We start from the raw sequence: 16,651 nt of genomic DNA on the forward strand, positions 1-16,651 counted from the left end.
CCTCCGGCCACATGTGGAACGCCGACGACCAGGAGCAGGACACCCTGGCCGTCATCCCGGACTCCTCCTACGCAGGCGTCTACCAGGCCGTTATCGACGACTGCCGTGAGAACGGTGCCTTCGACCCGACCACCATGGGTACCGTCCCGAACGTCGGCCTCATGGCGCAGAAGGCTGAGGAGTACGGCTCCCACGACAAGACCTTCAAGATCCCGGCCGACGGCACCGTCCAGGTGGTTAACTCCGCAGGCGAGGTGCTGATCGAGCACGACGTCGAGGCCGGCGACATCTGGCGCGCCACCCAGACCAAGGACGCCCCGATCCAGGACTGGGTCAAGCTGGCCGTCAACCGTGCCCGCCTGTCCGGCATGAAGGCCATCTTCTGGCTCGATCCGGAGCGCGGCCACGATGCCAACCTCATCGAGCTGGTCAAGAAGTACCTGCAGGATCACGATACCGAGGGCCTCGACATCTCCATCGAGGACCCGGTCACCGCGACCAAGATCTCCGTCGAGCGCATCCGCAAGGGCGAGGACACCATCTCCGTGACCGGTAACGTCCTGCGTGACTACAACACCGACCTCTTCCCCATCCTCGAGCTGGGCACCTCCGCGAAGATGCTCTCCGTGGTTCCGCTGATGGCTGGCGGCGGCCTGTTCGAGACCGGTGCCGGCGGCTCCGCCCCGAAGCACGTCCAGCAGGTTCAGGAGGAGAACCACCTGCGCTGGGACTCCCTCGGTGAGTTCCTGGCTCTGGCTGAGTCCTTCCGCCACGAGCACAACACCAACGGCAACGCCAAGGCTGGCGTGCTGGCCGCTGCACTGGACAAGGCCACCGAGACCCTGCTGGATGAGGGCAAGTCCCCGTCCCGCAAGGTGGGCGAGAACGACAACCGCGGCTCCCACTTCTTCCTGACCCTTAACTGGGCCAAGGAGCTGGCTGCGCAGACTGACGACGCCGACCTGGCCGAGGCCTTCAAGCCGGTTGCTGAGGCCCTCGAGGCCAAGGCTGGCGAGATTGAGCAGGCGCTTCTCGACGTCCAGGGCTCCCCCGTCGACCTCGGCGGCTACTACGCCCCGAACGAGGAGAAGCTCAACCAGACCATGCGCCCGGTTGCTGCCTTCAACGACATCATTGATGGCCTGAAGAAGTAATTCTGTGCTTCTTCCCTAGCCCCGGAGTCTTAGACTAAGGCTAGGCCACCGCAAAGGCTCGATCCACGATGAGTGGGTCGAGCCTTTTCTTGCTTCATTAACCACAAACAGGCCTGAAACAGTACTCAGCGACGCTATTTATACCCGTTGATCTGCGAAGACTTTTTCTTGACTGTTTCTTGCTTCTCGCGCCTTATCTCGCGGGGCTTTCATCCTTTTCACACCGAGGACCCTAGTTAGTTAAAAAGTTTTTCAATACTTGGGAACCGAGAAACCATCACCTCCGACTAGTAGTGCAGTTGATATCAGCACCTGTCCATCGTCCCTCCTGAACGCCCCGCGAACGTTCAGAATGGGCACTTACCCATAGACCCTGAAAAGAGCACTACCTATGAGTCGGACGGCTCTGCGATCTTTCATTCAGCGCATTCACTTTTATGGCGGTATGTTCGTCGGCCCCTTCATCCTCGTTGCGGCATTGACTGGCTGCCTCTATGCCGTGGCACCCACCCTGGAGAAGGTGGTGTACCGCGACGTCATAACCGTTCCGGCGGTCGAGCACCCCGTGAGCTTGGAAGAGCAAATCCAGGCTGCACAGCACGAGCACCCAGACATGCCCGTGTCCCAGGTCTGGCCGGCAACCAGCCCCACGGATTCCACGCGCGTGCTGGTCTCCGATGACAGCATCGACGAAAGCCTCCAGCGCACCGTCTTCATCAACCCCGCCAACGCCGAGGTCATCGGGGACTACCCCACCTATTCCGGCCTGGGTGAGATGCCGCTGCGCCGCTGGATTTCCTCCCTGCACGAAAGCTTCCATTTGGGCAAGGTCGGTGAGCTTTACTCAGAGCTGGCGGCTTCGTGGTTGTGGGTCATGGCCTGCGGTGGCCTGTACATGTGGTGGATTCGCCGTCGTCCGAAGAACAAGGCAACCGCGAACGCCGCTCAGCAGCCCAAGCGCTCTGCCCGCTGGAAGGCCACCCGCCTGCACTCCACCATCGGAGCCTGGATCTTCATCGGCCTGCTTGGACTGTCGGCCACCGGCATCACCTGGTCGGGACTGGCCGGCGGGAACGTCGATTCCCTGGTGGAGCGCATGCATTGGAAGGCCACCCCCATCGAAACTGCCCTTCCCGGCACCACCGCCGAAACGCATGAGTACACCGGACATGAAGGGCACGAAGGACATGGCAGCCACATAAGCGGGGCGTCGGAAAGCGCCAGCGTAGCTACCGAGGCCGAACGCGTCCTCGCCACCGGCCGCGCCGAGGGGCTGACTGGACCGCTGCGCCTGTACCCGCCGGAGGACGCCCACTCCGCCTGGCAGGTCAGCGAACGCTGGGTGGAATGGCGCACCACCTCCGATGCAACTTCGGTAGATGGCGCCACCGGCGACGTCATCGACCGCCAGCCTTTCTCCAGCCTGCCGCTGTTTAGCAAGCTCAGCAGCTGGGGCATCTACCTGCACATGGGCATCATGTTCGGGCTGCCGCTGCAGATTGCGCTCCTCGCACTGGGCCTCGCCACCGCCGCTCTCGTAGCGCTGGGGTACTACATGTGGTGGAAGCGCCGCCCACGCTTCCTCCCGACCGCCCACTTCTCCTGGGCCACCACAGGACTGGGTGCGCTCTTCGCCGCCACCGTCGGCGTCTTCCTGCCGCTCTTAGGAATCACCTTGGCGGCGTTCCTAGTTCTCGATGTCATCCTCATTCACCGCAATCGCGCGCCACGTCAGACGAATCTAGTGAAAGCCATCACATAGGGCGGAGCTTATTAGGTACGGTAGTTTCTTATGACTAACCCACTTCTGACACCCTCCACGCTGCCCTACCAGCTCCCTCCGTTTGCGGAGATCAAGGTAGAGCACTACCGCCCCGCCTTCGACGAAGCACTCGCGCTTCACGACGCCGAAATCGCCTCCATCACCGACAACCCCGCCGCCCCCACGTGGGAGAACACCGTGGAGGCGCTCGAGCGCTCCGGCCAGGACCTTGACCGCGTCATGGCGGTCTTTGGCAACCTCTCCGGCACGGATGTCACCGAGGAGATGGAGGAGATCGCCGCCGACATCTACCCGCGCCTGTCCGCGCACTACGACGCGATGTACCAGAACGAGGTGCTCTACGCGCGCATCAAGGAGGCCACCCCGCCTGCCGACGACGCGGAAGGCCAGCGCCTCCACGACCACCTCCTGCGCACCTTTGCTCGCAAGGGCGCCGACCTCGACGCGGCCGGCAAGGCCCGCCTCTCCGAGATCAACCAGCGCCTCTCTGCGCTCTCTGAAGAATTCGGCCGCAACCTCATGGCATCTACCCGCGAGCGCGCAGTCTCTTTCACCGAAGAGGAACTCGAGGGTCTGCCCGCCGAGCGCATCGCCTCCGCCAAGGCCGATGCCGAAGCATTGGGCCGCGAGGGCTTCGTCATCCCGCTAGAGCTGCCGACCGTGCAATCGGAGCTGAGTCGTCTGGCGCGGGAGGATGCGAGGGGGAGGTTGTATGGGGCGTCGGCAAGCAGGGGCTCCGAAAACAACATCCCGGGGCTCATCGAGGCCGTCCAGCTGCGCGCCGAGCGTGCCGAGCTTCTGGGATACGCCACGCATGCCGACTACGTCATCGCCGAGGAAACCGCCGCGACTGCCGACGCCGCCCGCACCATGCTCTTCGACCTCGCCCCCGCCGCCGCGGCCAACGCCGAAGGCGAGCAGAAGCTCCTCGCGGAGGAAGCAACGCTCAACGGCCAAGGTTTTAGCGCCGCCGACTGGCCTTATTGGGAATCCAAGGTCCGCGCCCGCGACTTCTCCCTCGATGAGGAAGAACTGCGCAAGTACTTCCCGCTGGACCAGGTCCTAGAGAAGGGCGTCTTCGCCGCCGCCGAGCGCCTCTACGGCATCACCGTTATCCCGCGCGATGACCTCGAGGGCTACGCGGAGGGGGTTCGTATCTGGGAGGTGATTGACGGAGACGTCAATCACGGGGACAAAGGAATCGGTCTTCTCCTTACCGACTACTTCGGGCGCCCCACCAAGCGCGGCGGCGCATGGATGAGCGAGTTCGTGGGGCAGTCCCGGCTGCTGGAGCGCAAGCCGGTCATCGTCAACGTCATGGGCATCACCAAGCCCGCCGACGGCTCGCAGCCGCTGCTGAGCATGGACGAGGTCCGCACCGTCTTCCACGAATTCGGCCACGCCCTGCACGGCCTGCTTTCCGACGTCCGCTACCCCACCTTCGCCGGCACCAACGTACCGCGCGATTGGGTGGAATTCCCCTCACAGATCAACGAGAACTGGGCGCTCGATAGGTCTCTAGTCAAGGAGTATGCGCACCACGTCGACACCGGCGAGCCAATCCCCGACGAGCTTCTCGACGCCATCACTGCCGCCTCCGAGTTCGGCCAGGGATTCGCCACCTCGGAGTATCTGGGGGCGTCGATTATCGATCTCGCGTGGCATTCCTTGAGTGCTGCCGAGGCCGCCAAGCTGGAGACTACTCCGGAGGCCGTCGCCGAGTTTGAGGCCGAGGCCCTGCGCGCGGCCGGGCTGGACAACGAACTCATTGCGCCGCGCTATCGCTCAACCTACTTCAATCACATCTTCGCCGGTGGCTACTCCGCGGGCTACTACTCCTACCTGTGGGCCGAGGCCCTCGATGCCGATGGTTTCGAGTGGTTCAAGGAGCAGAGCGACCTTCGCGAGGCCGGCCAAAAGTTCCGCGACGTGATCCTGTCGAAGGGCGCGTCCCGCGACTTCACGGAGGCCTACCGCGAGTTCCGCGGCCGCGACAAGGACGTTGCGCCGCTGCTCAAGCGCCGCGGCCTCGCCGGCGCCTAGTGCCGACTAGTTATCCACAGATTTCGTCGGATGGCTAGTCCGGCGCTTGGCGGCAGGGTGGGGTGCTTTTAGGCTGCGGGGTATGAGATTGCAGACATACTTCGCCGCACTCGGCCGCGCCATTGACCTGGTGGCCGAGTGCGCGGGCCTGTCTGAATCTGACTTGGTGTCCCTTGGCGCCACGCCTGCCGACGCCACCGTGTTCCTCTCCCTCCACCACACCTACTTCGGGCAAACATCCTCGACGAAGAAGCAGCGCACGGCGGTCGAAGCCGCGCGCCGCCGCGGGCACGGGCTGGTGACCTTGCAGCTTATCGAGCACTTCGTGGCCAAAGTCCGGGACCACAACAAAGCGTGGGATTTGCGCGTAGAGCTGTGCCAGACCAGCGCGGAGCTGGTGGAAAAGGTAGCGCGCAAGAGACTGCGTCAGATGCGCAAGCCCCGCACGTATGCCGAGCGCGCCAAGCTCACCCAGCACGGCAATGGCCTGGCCACGCTCACCGTGACGGCGGACTCGCTCCAGCTGACCGGCGTATTCGAGGGCATCGACCAGGAACGCCCCGGCGAGAGTTTCTTGGAGAATCTGGACGGCGGTGGCGTCAAGACTGAGGTTGCCACCATGGCGGTCCTGCAGCTCGATGACTATGCCGAGCTACTCAAGGGCAATACCGACAAGGACGGCGAAGAGTTCATCGTCCGCACCACCAGTGGCGCGACGATGACCGGCTCGCAGCTGGTGGAGCGTGCTTTACTGGACAAGGGGATTATCGTGGCGGTCAGTCGCGAGCACGGTCCGCTCGATGTCTTCCGCTTCCAGCGCTTCGCCACCGCCAAACAGCGCCTCGCCTTGGCTGCGGAGAATCCTTGCTGTGCGTGGGAGGGCTGCAAGGTTCCTTTTGAGAAGTGCCAGATCCACCACATCAAGGCCTGGGCACGGGGTGGGCCCACCAACATCCTCAATCTGGTACCACTGTGCCCGTACCACAACGGGGTCAACGACGACGACCCCGACGCCCCGCCCTCACGCGGCCACATGGATCGCATCGGCGGGCGGGTGGCATGGATTCCGCCATACGACGCCGCACCAGTCTTCACCAGCGCTTTCAATTAGCCAGCCTTCAACTAACCACCGCGCCCCTTGGCAGGACTCATCTTGGCAGCCTAAAGCCGGTCAGGGTGCATGATTGTCCCGAACCCCGTAGGAAACCACCTCCTCGCGGGGCATTCGGCGTGCGGGTCGGTTGGCCGTGGGTTCTAGCCGGCGTTGCGCAGCGCGGTGGCTAACCCGTTCATCGTGACCTGGATGGTCTTCGACACTAGGAACTGATCGTCGCCGCGACGGTAGCGCCGCAGCAACTCCAACTGGACGGCGTTGAGCGGGAGCAGGTAAGGATAGCGCCGCTTAAGCGAACGCGCCTGGCGCTGATTCTCGCTCACCAGATCCGCGTTACCAGTGACCTTGAGGTAGACCTCGCGGGTGCGCTCAAACTCCTCGGAAATCAGGCTGAAGATACGGTCCGCGGTCTCCTTGTCGTCGACCAAGTTGGCATACAGGCGTGCTAGCTGCATCTCCGCCTTCGCCATGACCTGCGCCATGTTGGCGAACACGGAGCGGAAGAAGGGCCACGTACGGTACAGCTCGCGCAGCTCTTCCCAGCGCTTCTCCACCTCTCCATCGCCGCTATTTACTTCTTCTTCGCTGGCCGGTCCTACTCCACATGCACCTCCGGAGGATTTCTGTACCCACGCCGTCACCGCGCTGCCCACGCCGAACCAGCCCGGAATGTTGGTGCGGGACTGTGACCACGACAGCACCCAGGGGATCGCACGCAAATCCGTAATCGCGGTGGTCTGCTTGCGCGAGGTCGGGCGTGAGCCCAGGTTAAGCTCGCCAATCTCGTGCAGCGGGGTGGACTGGGTGAAGTAGGTGATGAACCCGGGGTCGTCGACAAGCTGGCGGTAGGCCACGCCACTGAGCGCCGCCAGCTCGCGCATGATGTCGTAGGCGAGCTCGGGATCCGCAATCGGCTCGGTATCCAACAACGATGCTTCCAACGCACCGGAAACGAAGGCCTCCAAGTGGCGGCGCGCGGTTTCCGGAGCTCCATACTTCGCAGAAATCACCTCTCCTTGCTCGGTGATGCGCACCGAACCCGACACCGCACCTTTCGGCTGAGCCAAAATCGCATCATACGTCGGACCACCGCCGCGGCCCACCGCACCACCGCGGCCATGCGCCAGCCGCAACTCCACGCCGTGGCGCGCGCAGAGCTCAACGAGGGCCAGTTCGGCGTCGTACAGCGCCCAGTTCGCCTGCAGGTAACCACCGTCCTTATTAGAATCCGAGTACCCCAACATCACCTCTTGAATATCCCCGCGCGAGCGCAGATGCTCGCGGTAGACGGGCACCTGCCAGAGCTTCTCCAGAATGCCGGCCCCCGCCTTCAGATCCTCGATGGTCTCAAAGAGCGGCACTACATCCACCTGGCTCAGGCCCACCTCCTTGAGCAAGACCATCGGCTCCAGAATGTCGGAGACCGTTCCCGTCATAGAAATAATGCAGTGCGACACCGACTCCGGCCCAAAGTCCCGCACAGCGCGCGCCGCCGCACGGAAGATGCCCAATTCCTTCGCGGTATCCTCGCTGAATTCCTTCTCAGTACCCGGGAAGAGCAGCGGCCGATTGGTCTGCAGCTCGCGCACGAGCAGCGCAACCTTCTCCTCCTCCCCCAGCGCGCGGTACTCCGGGGTGATGGTAGCCGCGGCGAAAATCTCGGTGAGGACGTTCTCGAAGGACTCCGAGTTCTGGCGCATGTCCAGCGTCGAAAGGTGGAATCCAAACGTGGTCACCGCCGAGCGCAATCGAGCCAAGCGGTCATCGGCGATGATGTCGTCATTGAACTGGCGCAGCGAACGGTCGATCACGTCCAGGTCCCGCTTGAGCTCTTCCGGCGACGCATATGCGCTTGGCGACGTCTCCCCCTCCAACCTCGCCAGCACCTTCTTCCGGATGCCGAAGATGGCCCGGCGGTAGGGCTCGTCGACGCGGGATTTTTCGTCGTTGCGGGAGGCGTCGGCAAGCGCGCCCAGCTCTTTGGAGCTGGAGGAATAGCGATCCGACAGGGAGAGCTCGCGTTCCAGCTCACCGAGTTCGTCGGCGTAGTACTGCAGCACCGTCGCCGCGGCCTTGCGGGTGGCATAGGTCAGGGTGTGCTCGTCGACGTACGGGTTGCCGTCATGGTCGCCGCCAATCCAGGAGCCAGGGCGGACGACGGGGGAATCGGGAAGCTGCTGACCAAAGGTCTCGCGCATGGCGTGGCGGATGGCGCGGTTGAGGGCGGGGACCTGGTCGAGCAGCGAGAGTTTGTAGTAGCGCAGGCCGACATCGATCTCGTCTTCGAGGGTGGGGCGGGCGATGCGGATCAGCGCTGTCTGCCACAGCAGCGTCATGCGCAGGTACATTTCCTTCTCGATTGCCGCCATGTCGCCGCCGCGGTGCGCTTCCTTAAGGAGAGTCTTGATGCGGGTCTGTGTATCAAAGACAGTGCGGCGGCGGGTTTCGGTGGGGTGCGCGGTGAGAACGGGGGCGACGTGAGCACCGCGGATGACGGAGGAGGCGTCGGTTGGTGTGACGCCTTCTTCCTTGAGCTTGGCGAAGGTCTTGCGCAGGGAAACCGGCGCCTCGACGGACTCGTCATCCAGATCCTCTACGAGGTTAGCGATGAGCGCGAAATAGCTGAATGCGCGGGCCACGAGGTTGACCTTGGTGATGTCGAGATCGCGGAAGATGGCGACGAGGTCCTCTGGCTTGGCATCGCCGTGCGCCACGTCGAAGGCCATGCGGCGGGTCGATTCGACGAGCTCGAAGACGTCTTCGCCTTCCTGCTGCGCGATGACCCGGCCGAGCACCCGGCCGAGGAAGCGGATGTCTTCGCGGACTTGTTCTGGGGCGGGTGTGCTCACGACGAGGAGCCTTTCTGGGCGTGATGTGTTCAGCTAGCACATCTCAATGTATCCCAGATCACTATTGGGCGATAGTTATTTTCCGAAAGAGCTAATGGGCAACGGAAGCGAGCCACGCGGAATGGAGACGCGAATCGCCGTTTTCTTCCGGATGAAAGCTCAACGCCGTGACGTACCCTTGACGCACGCCCACAATAGCCTCGCGCCCCGCGACAGGACGAGTTCGTGTGCGAACGTCACTTCCCTCACCACTGGAAACAATGTCATGGACGGGCAGGGGCACGGTGGCGATGACCTCGACGCCCTCGCCCGCGCGGGTAACGATGGGCGCGCGGATAAAGCTCGCTTCGATGGCTAGAGGCTCGCCGGACCTCTGGCCTTCCATCGCGACCGGCACGGTACGCTCCTCGGAGAAGCGCTGGTTGCCGAAGGCGTTGCGACGCACGGTGACGTCGATAAGCCCCAGCGTCTGTTGGCCCGGCGCGGGGTTTTCCAGCTCGCGGGCGCTGTAGATGAGCCCCGCGCAGGTGGCCAGAACCGGCAGCCCACCCTCGACGGCGCGGCGCAACGGCTCCGCGACGCCGAAGGAGCGCGCCAGCTTATCGATGGCGCTCGACTCTCCGCCCGGCAGAATGATTCCGTCCAGCCCCTCGAGATCCTGCGGCAGACGCACCCGGCGCGTTGCAGCGCCGAGGCTCTCCAACACAGCGATGTGCTCTTCCACTCCACCCTGCAGCGCGAGCACGCCGACGAGCGGGCGCGCTGTCTCCGCCGCCGTCATCATTCCCTTTGCACGCTCTGTGTTCATCGCGCGGTTCATTGCGCGCACCGCGTTTACCAGCCGCGCTCGGCCAGGCGGTGCGGGGCGGGGATGTCGTTGACGTTGATGCCCACCATGGCCTCGCCCAGGCCGCGGCTGATCTTGGCCAGCTCGGCCGGCTGATCGTAGAGGGTCGCGGCCTTCACGATGGCCTCCGCACGTTTCGCAGGCTCGCCGGACTTGAAGATGCCGGAGCCGACGAAGACGCCTTCGGCGCCCATCTGGCGGACGAGGGCGGCGTCGGCAGGCGTGGCCACACCGCCAGCGACAAACAGCACGACCGGCAGCTTGCCGGTCTCCGCGACCTCAGCAACCAGGTCATACGGCGCCTGCAATTCCTTGGCTGCAACGTAGAGCTCGTCGCGATCCAGGTTCTGAAGGCGCGCGATTTCACCCTTGATGGTGCGCAGGTGCTTGACGGCCTCGGAGACGTCGCCAGTACCGGCCTCGCCCTTGGAGCGGATCATGGCCGCGCCCTCGGTGATGCGGCGCAGGGCCTCTCCCAGGTTGGTAGCACCGCAGACGAAGGGCACGTCGAAATCCCACTTGTTGATGTGGTTGACGTAATCGGCCGGGCTGAGCACCTCGGACTCGTCGATGAAGTCCACGCCCAGCTCGCCGAGAATCTGCGCCTCTACGAAGTGGCCGATGCGGGTCTTCGCCATCACCGGGATGTCCACGGCATTGACGATTCCCTCGATGAGGTCCGGGTCAGACATGCGGGCCACACCACCCTGGGCGCGAATATCGGCCGGCACGCGCTCCAGCGCCATGACGGCGGACGCACCCGCGTCTTCAGCAATTCGTGCCTGCTCCGGGGTGACGACGTCCATGATGACGCCACCCTTGAGCATGTCAGCTAGTCCACGCTTGACGCGCGTCGTGGCGCGTCCCTGTTCATTCTTCTGTTCAGTCATGGCTCACATAGTGGCGCAGAAAAATGGTCCAAGACAAGAGCCATTTCCCGAGTGTTGAATTAGACCACTTATGATGGGGCCGTGTCTTTCCGCCTCGACCCATCTGATACGCGCGCGCTGCCGGTGCAGATCGCCGAAGCCCTCCGCGCCCACGTTGCCGCCGGAATTCTGCTGCCCGGCGAGCAGGTTCCGTCGACGCGATCGCTAGCCCGCGACTTGGGCATTTCCCGAGGCAGCGTGGTTACCGCCTATGAGCAGCTCACCGCCGAGGGTTACCTCACCGCGGAGGTTGGCTCGGGCACCGTCATCAACCCGCACCTGCCGCACGGGCGCGCCCCGCAGCCCTCTCCGGCGCCGCGGCCGACCCCCACTCCACAGCGCGTGGAGTTGACTCCCGGTCTGCCCGATACCGCCGGAATCATCACCCCCGAATGGAGGGCGGCATGGCGCAAGGCCGCGGTGGACCCTTCCAGCGACCTCCCCCGCGAGGTGGCCGCGCACCTGCGCCACATGCGCGGGCTGACGGTCGACCCTGCCTATGTTGTCATCACCGCCGGCGCCCGCGACGGGCTGTCGGTGTTGCTGCGCGCGCTGGGCGGCGAGCTTCGCGTGGGCGTGGAATCGCCGGGCTACCCCAGTCTGCGCCGCATCCCCCAGGCCTTGGGCCACACGCTTGTCGACGTCCCCACCGACACCCACGGCGTCACCGTCCCCACCGTCGACCTCGACGTTCTCATCGTCACTCCCTCCCATCAGCACCCTTATGGCGGTTCCCTGCCGGCTGCCCGGCGCGCGGAGCTTGTCGAGTGGGCGCGGGGCAACGACGTGCTCATCATCGAGGATGATTTCGATTCCGAGCTGCGCTACGTCGGCCAGCCACTGCCCGCGCTGGCCGCGCTCGGCCCGGAACGCACTGTCTTGTTGGGCACGTTTTCCTCGGTGATTTCCCCGTCGATCGCGTGCGGCTACCTCGTGACACCTCCCCACCTGCGCGCAAGCGTGGACCGCGTGCGGGAGGTCTTCGGCCAACCCGTCGGCGCTATCCCCCAAGCAGCGCTGGCGAACTACCTGGCCAGCGGCGCGCTGCGACGGCATACGGGCAGGATGCGCCGCGCCTACAAGCGCCGCCGCGACCTCGTGCAAGCGGCGCTTGCTGATTCCCCCGCCACCCTCCTGCCCATCCATGGTGGGCTCCATGCGGTGTTGTTGTGTGAGGAGGGCGTCGTCAAGCGCGCGGCCGATCTGGGACTCACGCTGACCCCGCTGCGCGATTATTGGGGCGGCGCGCCCGCCGAGGAAGGCGTGGTCTTGGGGTTCGGGCATTTGAGCGACGTCGAACTCGCCGCCGCCCTCGAGCTGGTCAAGCAGGCCCTAGCGTAATAATCCGTGGCGCAGCCACTCTGCGCCACGCTAGCGTTGGCAGCATGAAGCTTTTTCTGCATGGACAGTCCGCCGTAGCCGTCGAGGCACCCCAGGGCCGCATCGTCATCGACCCCGGCCCCCTTTCAGACCTCAGTTGCCTCGAGGACGCCAACGCGGTGCTCCTCACGCACGCGCACGGCGATCACCTCGACGTCGACGCCGTGCGCGCGAGCGGCCTACCGGTGTGGGGAACGCGCGAGGCCGTCGACGCCATCGGTTCCGGCACCGCAGTCCACACAGGCGAGGAGTTCGAAGTCCTAGGCCTGAGAATCCGCGCGGTGGGTGGACTCCACGAGGAAATCCACCCCAACATTCCGCGCCCGGAGAACCTGGGCTATTTCTTCAATGGAGTGCTGCACCCCGGCGACCAGTGGGTTGCCTCGGAAGGACGCACGGTTGACGTCCTCCTGCTCCCCATCGCCGGGCCGTGGGTGCGCGGGGCGGATGCCGCGGACTACGCCATGCGCATCGGCGCGCGCGTGACGGTGCCCATCCACGACGCCGTGCTTTCCGACGCCGGCAAGCAGATCACCGACGGCATGCTCCAACGTGCCGGCGTGACTGGCTATCAGCGCCTAGCCCCGGGGGAATCCATCGACATCCAACAGCGGCCTTGAGCCTTCGCGCTGCAGGGAGATCTACAGCGCGCACAGGCCACCGAACCAACCGCTCGGTCTATTTTTATTCTCGGTCCTGCCTGCGGTTTCTAGAAAACTACTAACGGCACTGAACCGCTTGGTCTACCCTTTTGTGACATGAGCACCAAATACGATAATTCCGCAGTTGACGAGTGGTCCTTTGCCACCCGCGCCCTCCACGCCGGCCAGAACCTGGACGGCTCCACCAACGCACGCAACGTGCCGATTTACCAGACCACCTCCTATGTCTTCAACGATGCCGAGCACGCCGCCAACCGCTTTAACCTTTCGGATGCCGGCCCGATTTATACCCGCCTGACCAACCCCACGCAGGACGCGTTGGAGGAGCGCCTCGCCTCCCTCGAGGGCGGCGTCGCCGCCGTGGCTTTTGCCTCCGGCCAGGCCGCCGAAACCGCCGCCATTTTAAACCTGGCCTCCGCCGGCGACCACATTGTTACCTCCCCGCGCCTCTACGGCGGCACCTCCACGCTGTTTACCGTGACGCTGAAGCGCCTGGGAATCGACGTCACCCTCGTTGAGAACCCCGATGACCCGGCCTCCTGGCAGGACGCCGTGCAGCCGAACACCAAGGCTTTCTACGGCGAGACCTTCGGCAACCCAGTCGCCGATGTCCTCGACATCCCCGCCATCGCGGAGGTTGCGCACAAGAACCAGGTCCCGCTCATCGTGGACAACACCATCGCCACCGGCGCACTCGCCCGCCCGCTGGAGCTGGGCGCGGACGTCGTCGTGGTGTCCACCACCAAGTTCTACAGCGGCAACGGCTCCGCCATCGGTGGCGCCATCATCGACGGCGGCTCCTTCGACTGGACCGTCGAGCGCGACGGCGAGCCCATCTTCCCCTACTTCGTTACCCCGGACGAGGCTTACCACGGACTCAAGTACGCCGACCTGGGCGCACCGGCCTTCGCCGTCAAGGCGCGCGCGGGCCTGCTGCGCGATACAGGTGCCGCCATCTCCCCCTTCAACGCCTGGCTGACGCTGAATGGCATTGAGACGTTGCAGTTGCGCGTCGAGAAGCACAATGCCAACGCCCAGGCCGTGGCCGAGTACCTTGAGTCCCACGCCAAGGTCACGAAGGTCAACTACGCCGGCCTGGAGACCTCGCCGTACAAGGCCACCAAGGAGAAGCTGGGATACGACTACACCGGCTCCGTGCTCTCCTTCGACATCGACGGCGGCCGCGAGGAGGCGTGGGCGTTCATCGATGCGCTGAAGCTGCATTCCAACCTGGCCAACATCGGCGATACCCGCTCCCTGGTCGTGCACCCGGCGACCACCACGCACTCCCAGTCCGACGAGGCAGCGCTCAAGGCCGCGGGCATTACGCAGGCCACAGTGCGTCTGTCTGTCGGTATTGAGGACGTCAACGACATCATCGCCGACCTCGAGCGCGGGTTTGCGGCCATTGGTTAGCGCCGTCCCGGAGCTCGCGCCCGAAGGCGAGCTCGCCGTCGTCCCCATCGGTGACTTCACCACCGAAGCAGGCGCCGTGCTTGCCGACGCCCACGTGGCCTACCAACGCTGGGGCGCTTTCGCCGGCGACCCGGACGGCGTCAACAACGTCGTAGTGGTTGAGCACGCGCTGACCGGGGATTCCAACGTGGCGGACTGGTGGTCCGACCTAGTCGGCCCCGGCAAAGCCCTGGACACCACGCGCTGGTGCGTCATCGCGACTAATGCGCTGGGCGGCTGCAACGGATCGACGGGGCCGAAGTCACTGCACCCGGATGGAAAGCCGTGGGGCGGGCGCTTCCCGGCGCTGTCGATTCGGGACTTGGTGGAGGCTGAGCACGACTGTTTGAAGGAGCTGGGCATTTCGCGTGTGCACGCGGTGCTCGGCGGCTCGATGGGCGGCGCGCGGACTCTGGAGTGGAGCCTGCTGCACCCGGAAAGCGTGTCCGCGGTGTGCGTGATTGCGGTGTCTGCCCGGGCTTCCGGCTGGCAGATTGGCATCCAATCCGCGCAGATTTCTGCCATCGAGCGCGACCCGTTTTGGCATGGCGGAAACTACTACCTCACCGATAAGTCGCCGCGGGATGGTCTGGCAGCAGCGCGCCGCATTGCGCATTTGACGTATCGCGGCGAGCAGGAGATCGATGAACGCTTCGGCGCCCAGCCGCAGCAGGGCGAAAACCCGCTGGGGCCGCACCGAGAGCTCAACCAGCGTTTCGCGGTGAACTCTTACCTGGATTACCAGGGGGCTAAGCTCACCGAGCGCTTCGATGCGGGCTCCTACGTGGTTCTCACGGAGGCGCTAAACCGGCACGACGTCGGTCGCGGGCGCGGCGGGCTCATCAAGGCGCTGGCGGCCTCCCAGGTGCCGACGATGGTGGTGGGCGTGGACACGGATATCCTCTACCCCTATCACCAGCAGGAGCACATCTCCCGCAACGTCAACCACCTGCTGGCGATGGCCAAGATTGTCTCCCCCGTGGGCCACGATGCCTTCCTAACGGAGACCCGGCAGATGAACCGCATCCTGCGCAATTTCCTGCTACTCTCCGCACCACATGGCCTCGATGTGGGCCCTGCGTACGTGGGCGATGAGTATTACATCTAAGCCTGCCTGATTACGATCCAAGCGCATCGATGGAAAAGGCCGTGAACACCATCGCCGCGCCCAAGATGCCTGTAAAGCAGGCATCGAAGCGCCGGGAGCGCACCGCGAGCACGCCGACCCGCGAGGAGTCGCAGGTCAGGCGGACCACTGTCAGCCACACCAGCGCCCCGCCCAAAAGCAGGGTGGCGCGGCGCCAGTGCTCGGACACGGCATAAAACCCCGATACCACAACCGCCACCACGAACAAGCCGATGGCCAACCATTGAAGAGCCGGCGGCAGCGCCGAGGGCTTCAGGTGCGCGTCGTGGGGATTGGCCAAGGACACCGGCGGCGCAACCTTAGCCTGCGCACTGGCTCGGCCCTGAGCCGGGCGCCGAGGCATTCGTTGCGCCCGGTGCTGCGGGCTTCCTTCTGACTGCGGGGACATGTTCATTATTTGGGTGTTCGTGTTGCGCCGTTATTGAGCGGCGAGCTTTTCGGCGCGCTCGACAATGTTGCTCACCAGGAACGCGCGCGTCAGCGGGCCCACGCCACCCGGGTTCGGGGAGACGTAGCCGGCCTTCTCCCAGACGTCCTCAGCCACGTCGCCGGCGAGTTTGCCGTCGACGCGGGACACTCCGACGTCGAGAACCGCGGCGCCTTCCTTGACCATATCGGCGGTGAGCATGTGCGCCTTGCCGGCTGCCGCGATAATGACATCGGCTCCACGGGTTTCTGCGGCGAGGTCCTTGGTCCCGGTATGGCACAGCGTCACCGTGGAATTCTCGCTGCGGCGGGTCAGCATCAGACCAATCGGACGACCCACGGTCACGCCGCGGCCAATAACCACGACCTTCGCACCATCAAGCTCCACCCCAAAGCGGCGCAGCAGGTGGATGCAACCGTTCGGCGTGCACGGCAGCGGGGCTTCCTCGTTGAGCACCAGCTTGCCCAGGTTAATCGGGTGCAGGCCATCGGCGTCCTTGGCCGGATCGATGAGCTCAAGCACGCGGTTTTCATCCAGGTGCTTCGGCAGCGGCAGCTGCACGATATAGCCGGTGCAGGCATCGTCATGGTTGAGCTCTTCGATGACGCGCTCGAGTTCTTCCTGGGTAACGTCGCCAGGCAGGTCCTTGCGAATCGAATTGATTCCGAGCTTCTCGCAATCGCGGTGCTTCATCTTCACGTAGGAATGCGAGCCCGGATCATCGCCCACCAGGACCGTAGCCAGTCCCGGGGTAATCCCCTTCTCCTTGAGGGCGGCCACGCGCTGGGCCAGGTCCTCGAAAATCTCGTCGCGGTACAAGTTGCCATCTAGTTTGGTAGCGCTCATGCCCACCATCCTAGA

Annotated in this window: 13 protein-coding genes; 8 read left to right on the plus strand and 5 right to left on the minus strand. The window is 64.5% G+C overall.

Annotation, left to right across the window (positions count from 1 at the left end; genetic code table 11):
* The 4 genes from RDN59_RS03345 to RDN59_RS03360 form a co-directional block, all read left to right on the plus strand.
* Positions 1 to 1,154 (plus strand): NADP-dependent isocitrate dehydrogenase (locus tag RDN59_RS03345; protein WP_308606594.1); only part of this gene is annotated, 1,154 nt, incomplete at its 5' end.
* A gap of 391 nt (positions 1,155 to 1,545) precedes the next feature.
* Positions 1,546 to 2,916, plus strand: a complete 1,371-nt coding sequence (locus tag RDN59_RS03350) for a PepSY domain-containing protein (RefSeq protein WP_308606595.1) — start codon at positions 1,546 to 1,548, stop codon at positions 2,914 to 2,916.
* A 30-nt stretch (positions 2,917 to 2,946) separates the two neighbouring features.
* Positions 2,947 to 4,980 carry a M3 family metallopeptidase gene (locus RDN59_RS03355; RefSeq protein ID WP_308606596.1) on the plus strand — a complete coding sequence of 678 codons (2,034 nt, stop codon included), beginning with the start codon at positions 2,947 to 2,949 and terminating at the stop codon, positions 4,978 to 4,980.
* An 82-nt stretch (positions 4,981 to 5,062) separates the two neighbouring features.
* Positions 5,063 to 6,091 carry an HNH endonuclease signature motif containing protein gene (locus tag RDN59_RS03360; RefSeq protein ID WP_308606598.1) on the plus strand — a complete coding sequence of 343 codons (1,029 nt, stop codon included), beginning with the start codon at positions 5,063 to 5,065 and terminating at the stop codon, positions 6,089 to 6,091.
* A gap of 143 nt (positions 6,092 to 6,234) precedes the next feature.
* Here RDN59_RS03360 and ppc read toward each other — a convergent pair whose 3' ends face one another.
* The 3 genes from ppc to pdxS all read right to left on the minus strand — a co-directional run bounded on the left by ppc (position 6,235) and on the right by pdxS (position 10,680).
* Positions 6,235 to 8,943, minus strand: coding sequence for a phosphoenolpyruvate carboxylase (gene ppc, locus RDN59_RS03365; protein ID WP_308606602.1), 2,709 nt, complete (start codon positions 8,941 to 8,943; stop codon positions 6,235 to 6,237).
* Between the two features lie 91 nt (positions 8,944 to 9,034).
* Positions 9,035 to 9,724: a pyridoxal 5'-phosphate synthase glutaminase subunit PdxT gene (pdxT, locus tag RDN59_RS03370; RefSeq protein WP_374044578.1), complete on the minus strand. Its 690-nt coding sequence runs from the start codon at positions 9,722 to 9,724 to the stop codon at positions 9,035 to 9,037.
* A 53-nt stretch (positions 9,725 to 9,777) separates the two neighbouring features.
* Positions 9,778 to 10,680, minus strand: a complete 903-nt coding sequence (pdxS, locus tag RDN59_RS03375; RefSeq protein ID WP_308606603.1) for a pyridoxal 5'-phosphate synthase lyase subunit PdxS — start codon at positions 10,678 to 10,680, stop codon at positions 9,778 to 9,780.
* An 81-nt stretch (positions 10,681 to 10,761) separates the two neighbouring features.
* On the opposite strand from pdxS, the gene RDN59_RS03380 reads away from it, so the two are divergent.
* The 4 genes from RDN59_RS03380 (at position 10,762) to RDN59_RS03395 (ending at position 15,324) form a co-directional block, all read left to right on the plus strand.
* Positions 10,762 to 12,060: a PLP-dependent aminotransferase family protein gene (locus tag RDN59_RS03380; protein ID WP_308606604.1), complete on the plus strand. Its 1,299-nt coding sequence runs from the start codon at positions 10,762 to 10,764 to the stop codon at positions 12,058 to 12,060.
* Between the two features lie 44 nt (positions 12,061 to 12,104).
* Positions 12,105 to 12,719, plus strand: coding sequence for an MBL fold metallo-hydrolase (locus RDN59_RS03385; RefSeq protein WP_308606605.1), 615 nt, complete (start codon positions 12,105 to 12,107; stop codon positions 12,717 to 12,719).
* 138 nt (positions 12,720 to 12,857) lie between these two features.
* Positions 12,858 to 14,177, plus strand: coding sequence for an O-acetylhomoserine/O-acetylserine sulfhydrylase (locus RDN59_RS03390; RefSeq protein ID WP_308606606.1), 1,320 nt, complete (start codon positions 12,858 to 12,860; stop codon positions 14,175 to 14,177).
* The gene (locus RDN59_RS03395; protein WP_308606607.1) at positions 14,170 to 15,324 is read left to right on the plus strand and encodes a homoserine O-acetyltransferase; all 1,155 of its coding nucleotides are present in this window, start codon (positions 14,170 to 14,172) and stop codon (positions 15,322 to 15,324) included. The genes RDN59_RS03390 and RDN59_RS03395 overlap by 8 nt, the downstream gene beginning before the upstream one ends.
* 10 nt (positions 15,325 to 15,334) lie before the next feature.
* Here the strand turns inward: RDN59_RS03395 and RDN59_RS03400 are convergent, their stop codons facing one another.
* Together RDN59_RS03400 and RDN59_RS03405 are read right to left on the minus strand one after the other, a co-directional pair.
* Positions 15,335 to 15,649: a DUF3017 domain-containing protein gene (locus tag RDN59_RS03400; protein ID WP_374044579.1), complete on the minus strand. Its 315-nt coding sequence runs from the start codon at positions 15,647 to 15,649 to the stop codon at positions 15,335 to 15,337.
* Between the two features lie 132 nt (positions 15,650 to 15,781).
* The gene (locus RDN59_RS03405; protein ID WP_308606608.1) at positions 15,782 to 16,636 is read right to left on the minus strand and encodes a bifunctional methylenetetrahydrofolate dehydrogenase/methenyltetrahydrofolate cyclohydrolase; all 855 of its coding nucleotides are present in this window, start codon (positions 16,634 to 16,636) and stop codon (positions 15,782 to 15,784) included.
* Between the last annotated feature and the right edge of the window lie 15 nt (positions 16,637 to 16,651).

The organism is uncultured Corynebacterium sp. (assembly GCF_902489365.1).
Lineage (GTDB): Bacteria > Actinomycetota > Actinomycetes > Mycobacteriales > Mycobacteriaceae > Corynebacterium.

Excerpts from the sequence above, each read along its gene's own strand:
- RDN59_RS03350 (WP_308606595.1), top strand. The coding sequence starts at position 1,546 with ATGAGTCGGACGGCTCTGCGATCTTTCATTCAGCGCATTCACTTTTAT.
- RDN59_RS03355 (WP_308606596.1), top strand. The coding sequence starts at position 2,947 with ATGACTAACCCACTTCTGACACCCTCCACGCTGCCCTACCAGCTCCCT.
- RDN59_RS03360 (WP_308606598.1), top strand. The coding sequence starts at position 5,063 with ATGAGATTGCAGACATACTTCGCCGCACTCGGCCGCGCCATTGACCTG.
- pdxT (WP_374044578.1), bottom strand. The coding sequence starts at position 9,724 with ATGACGGCGGCGGAGACAGCGCGCCCGCTCGTCGGCGTGCTCGCGCTG.
- pdxS (WP_308606603.1), bottom strand. The coding sequence starts at position 10,680 with ATGACTGAACAGAAGAATGAACAGGGACGCGCCACGACGCGCGTCAAG.
- RDN59_RS03385 (WP_308606605.1), top strand. The coding sequence starts at position 12,105 with ATGAAGCTTTTTCTGCATGGACAGTCCGCCGTAGCCGTCGAGGCACCC.
- RDN59_RS03390 (WP_308606606.1), top strand. The coding sequence starts at position 12,858 with ATGAGCACCAAATACGATAATTCCGCAGTTGACGAGTGGTCCTTTGCC.
- RDN59_RS03405 (WP_308606608.1), bottom strand. The coding sequence starts at position 16,636 with ATGAGCGCTACCAAACTAGATGGCAACTTGTACCGCGACGAGATTTTC.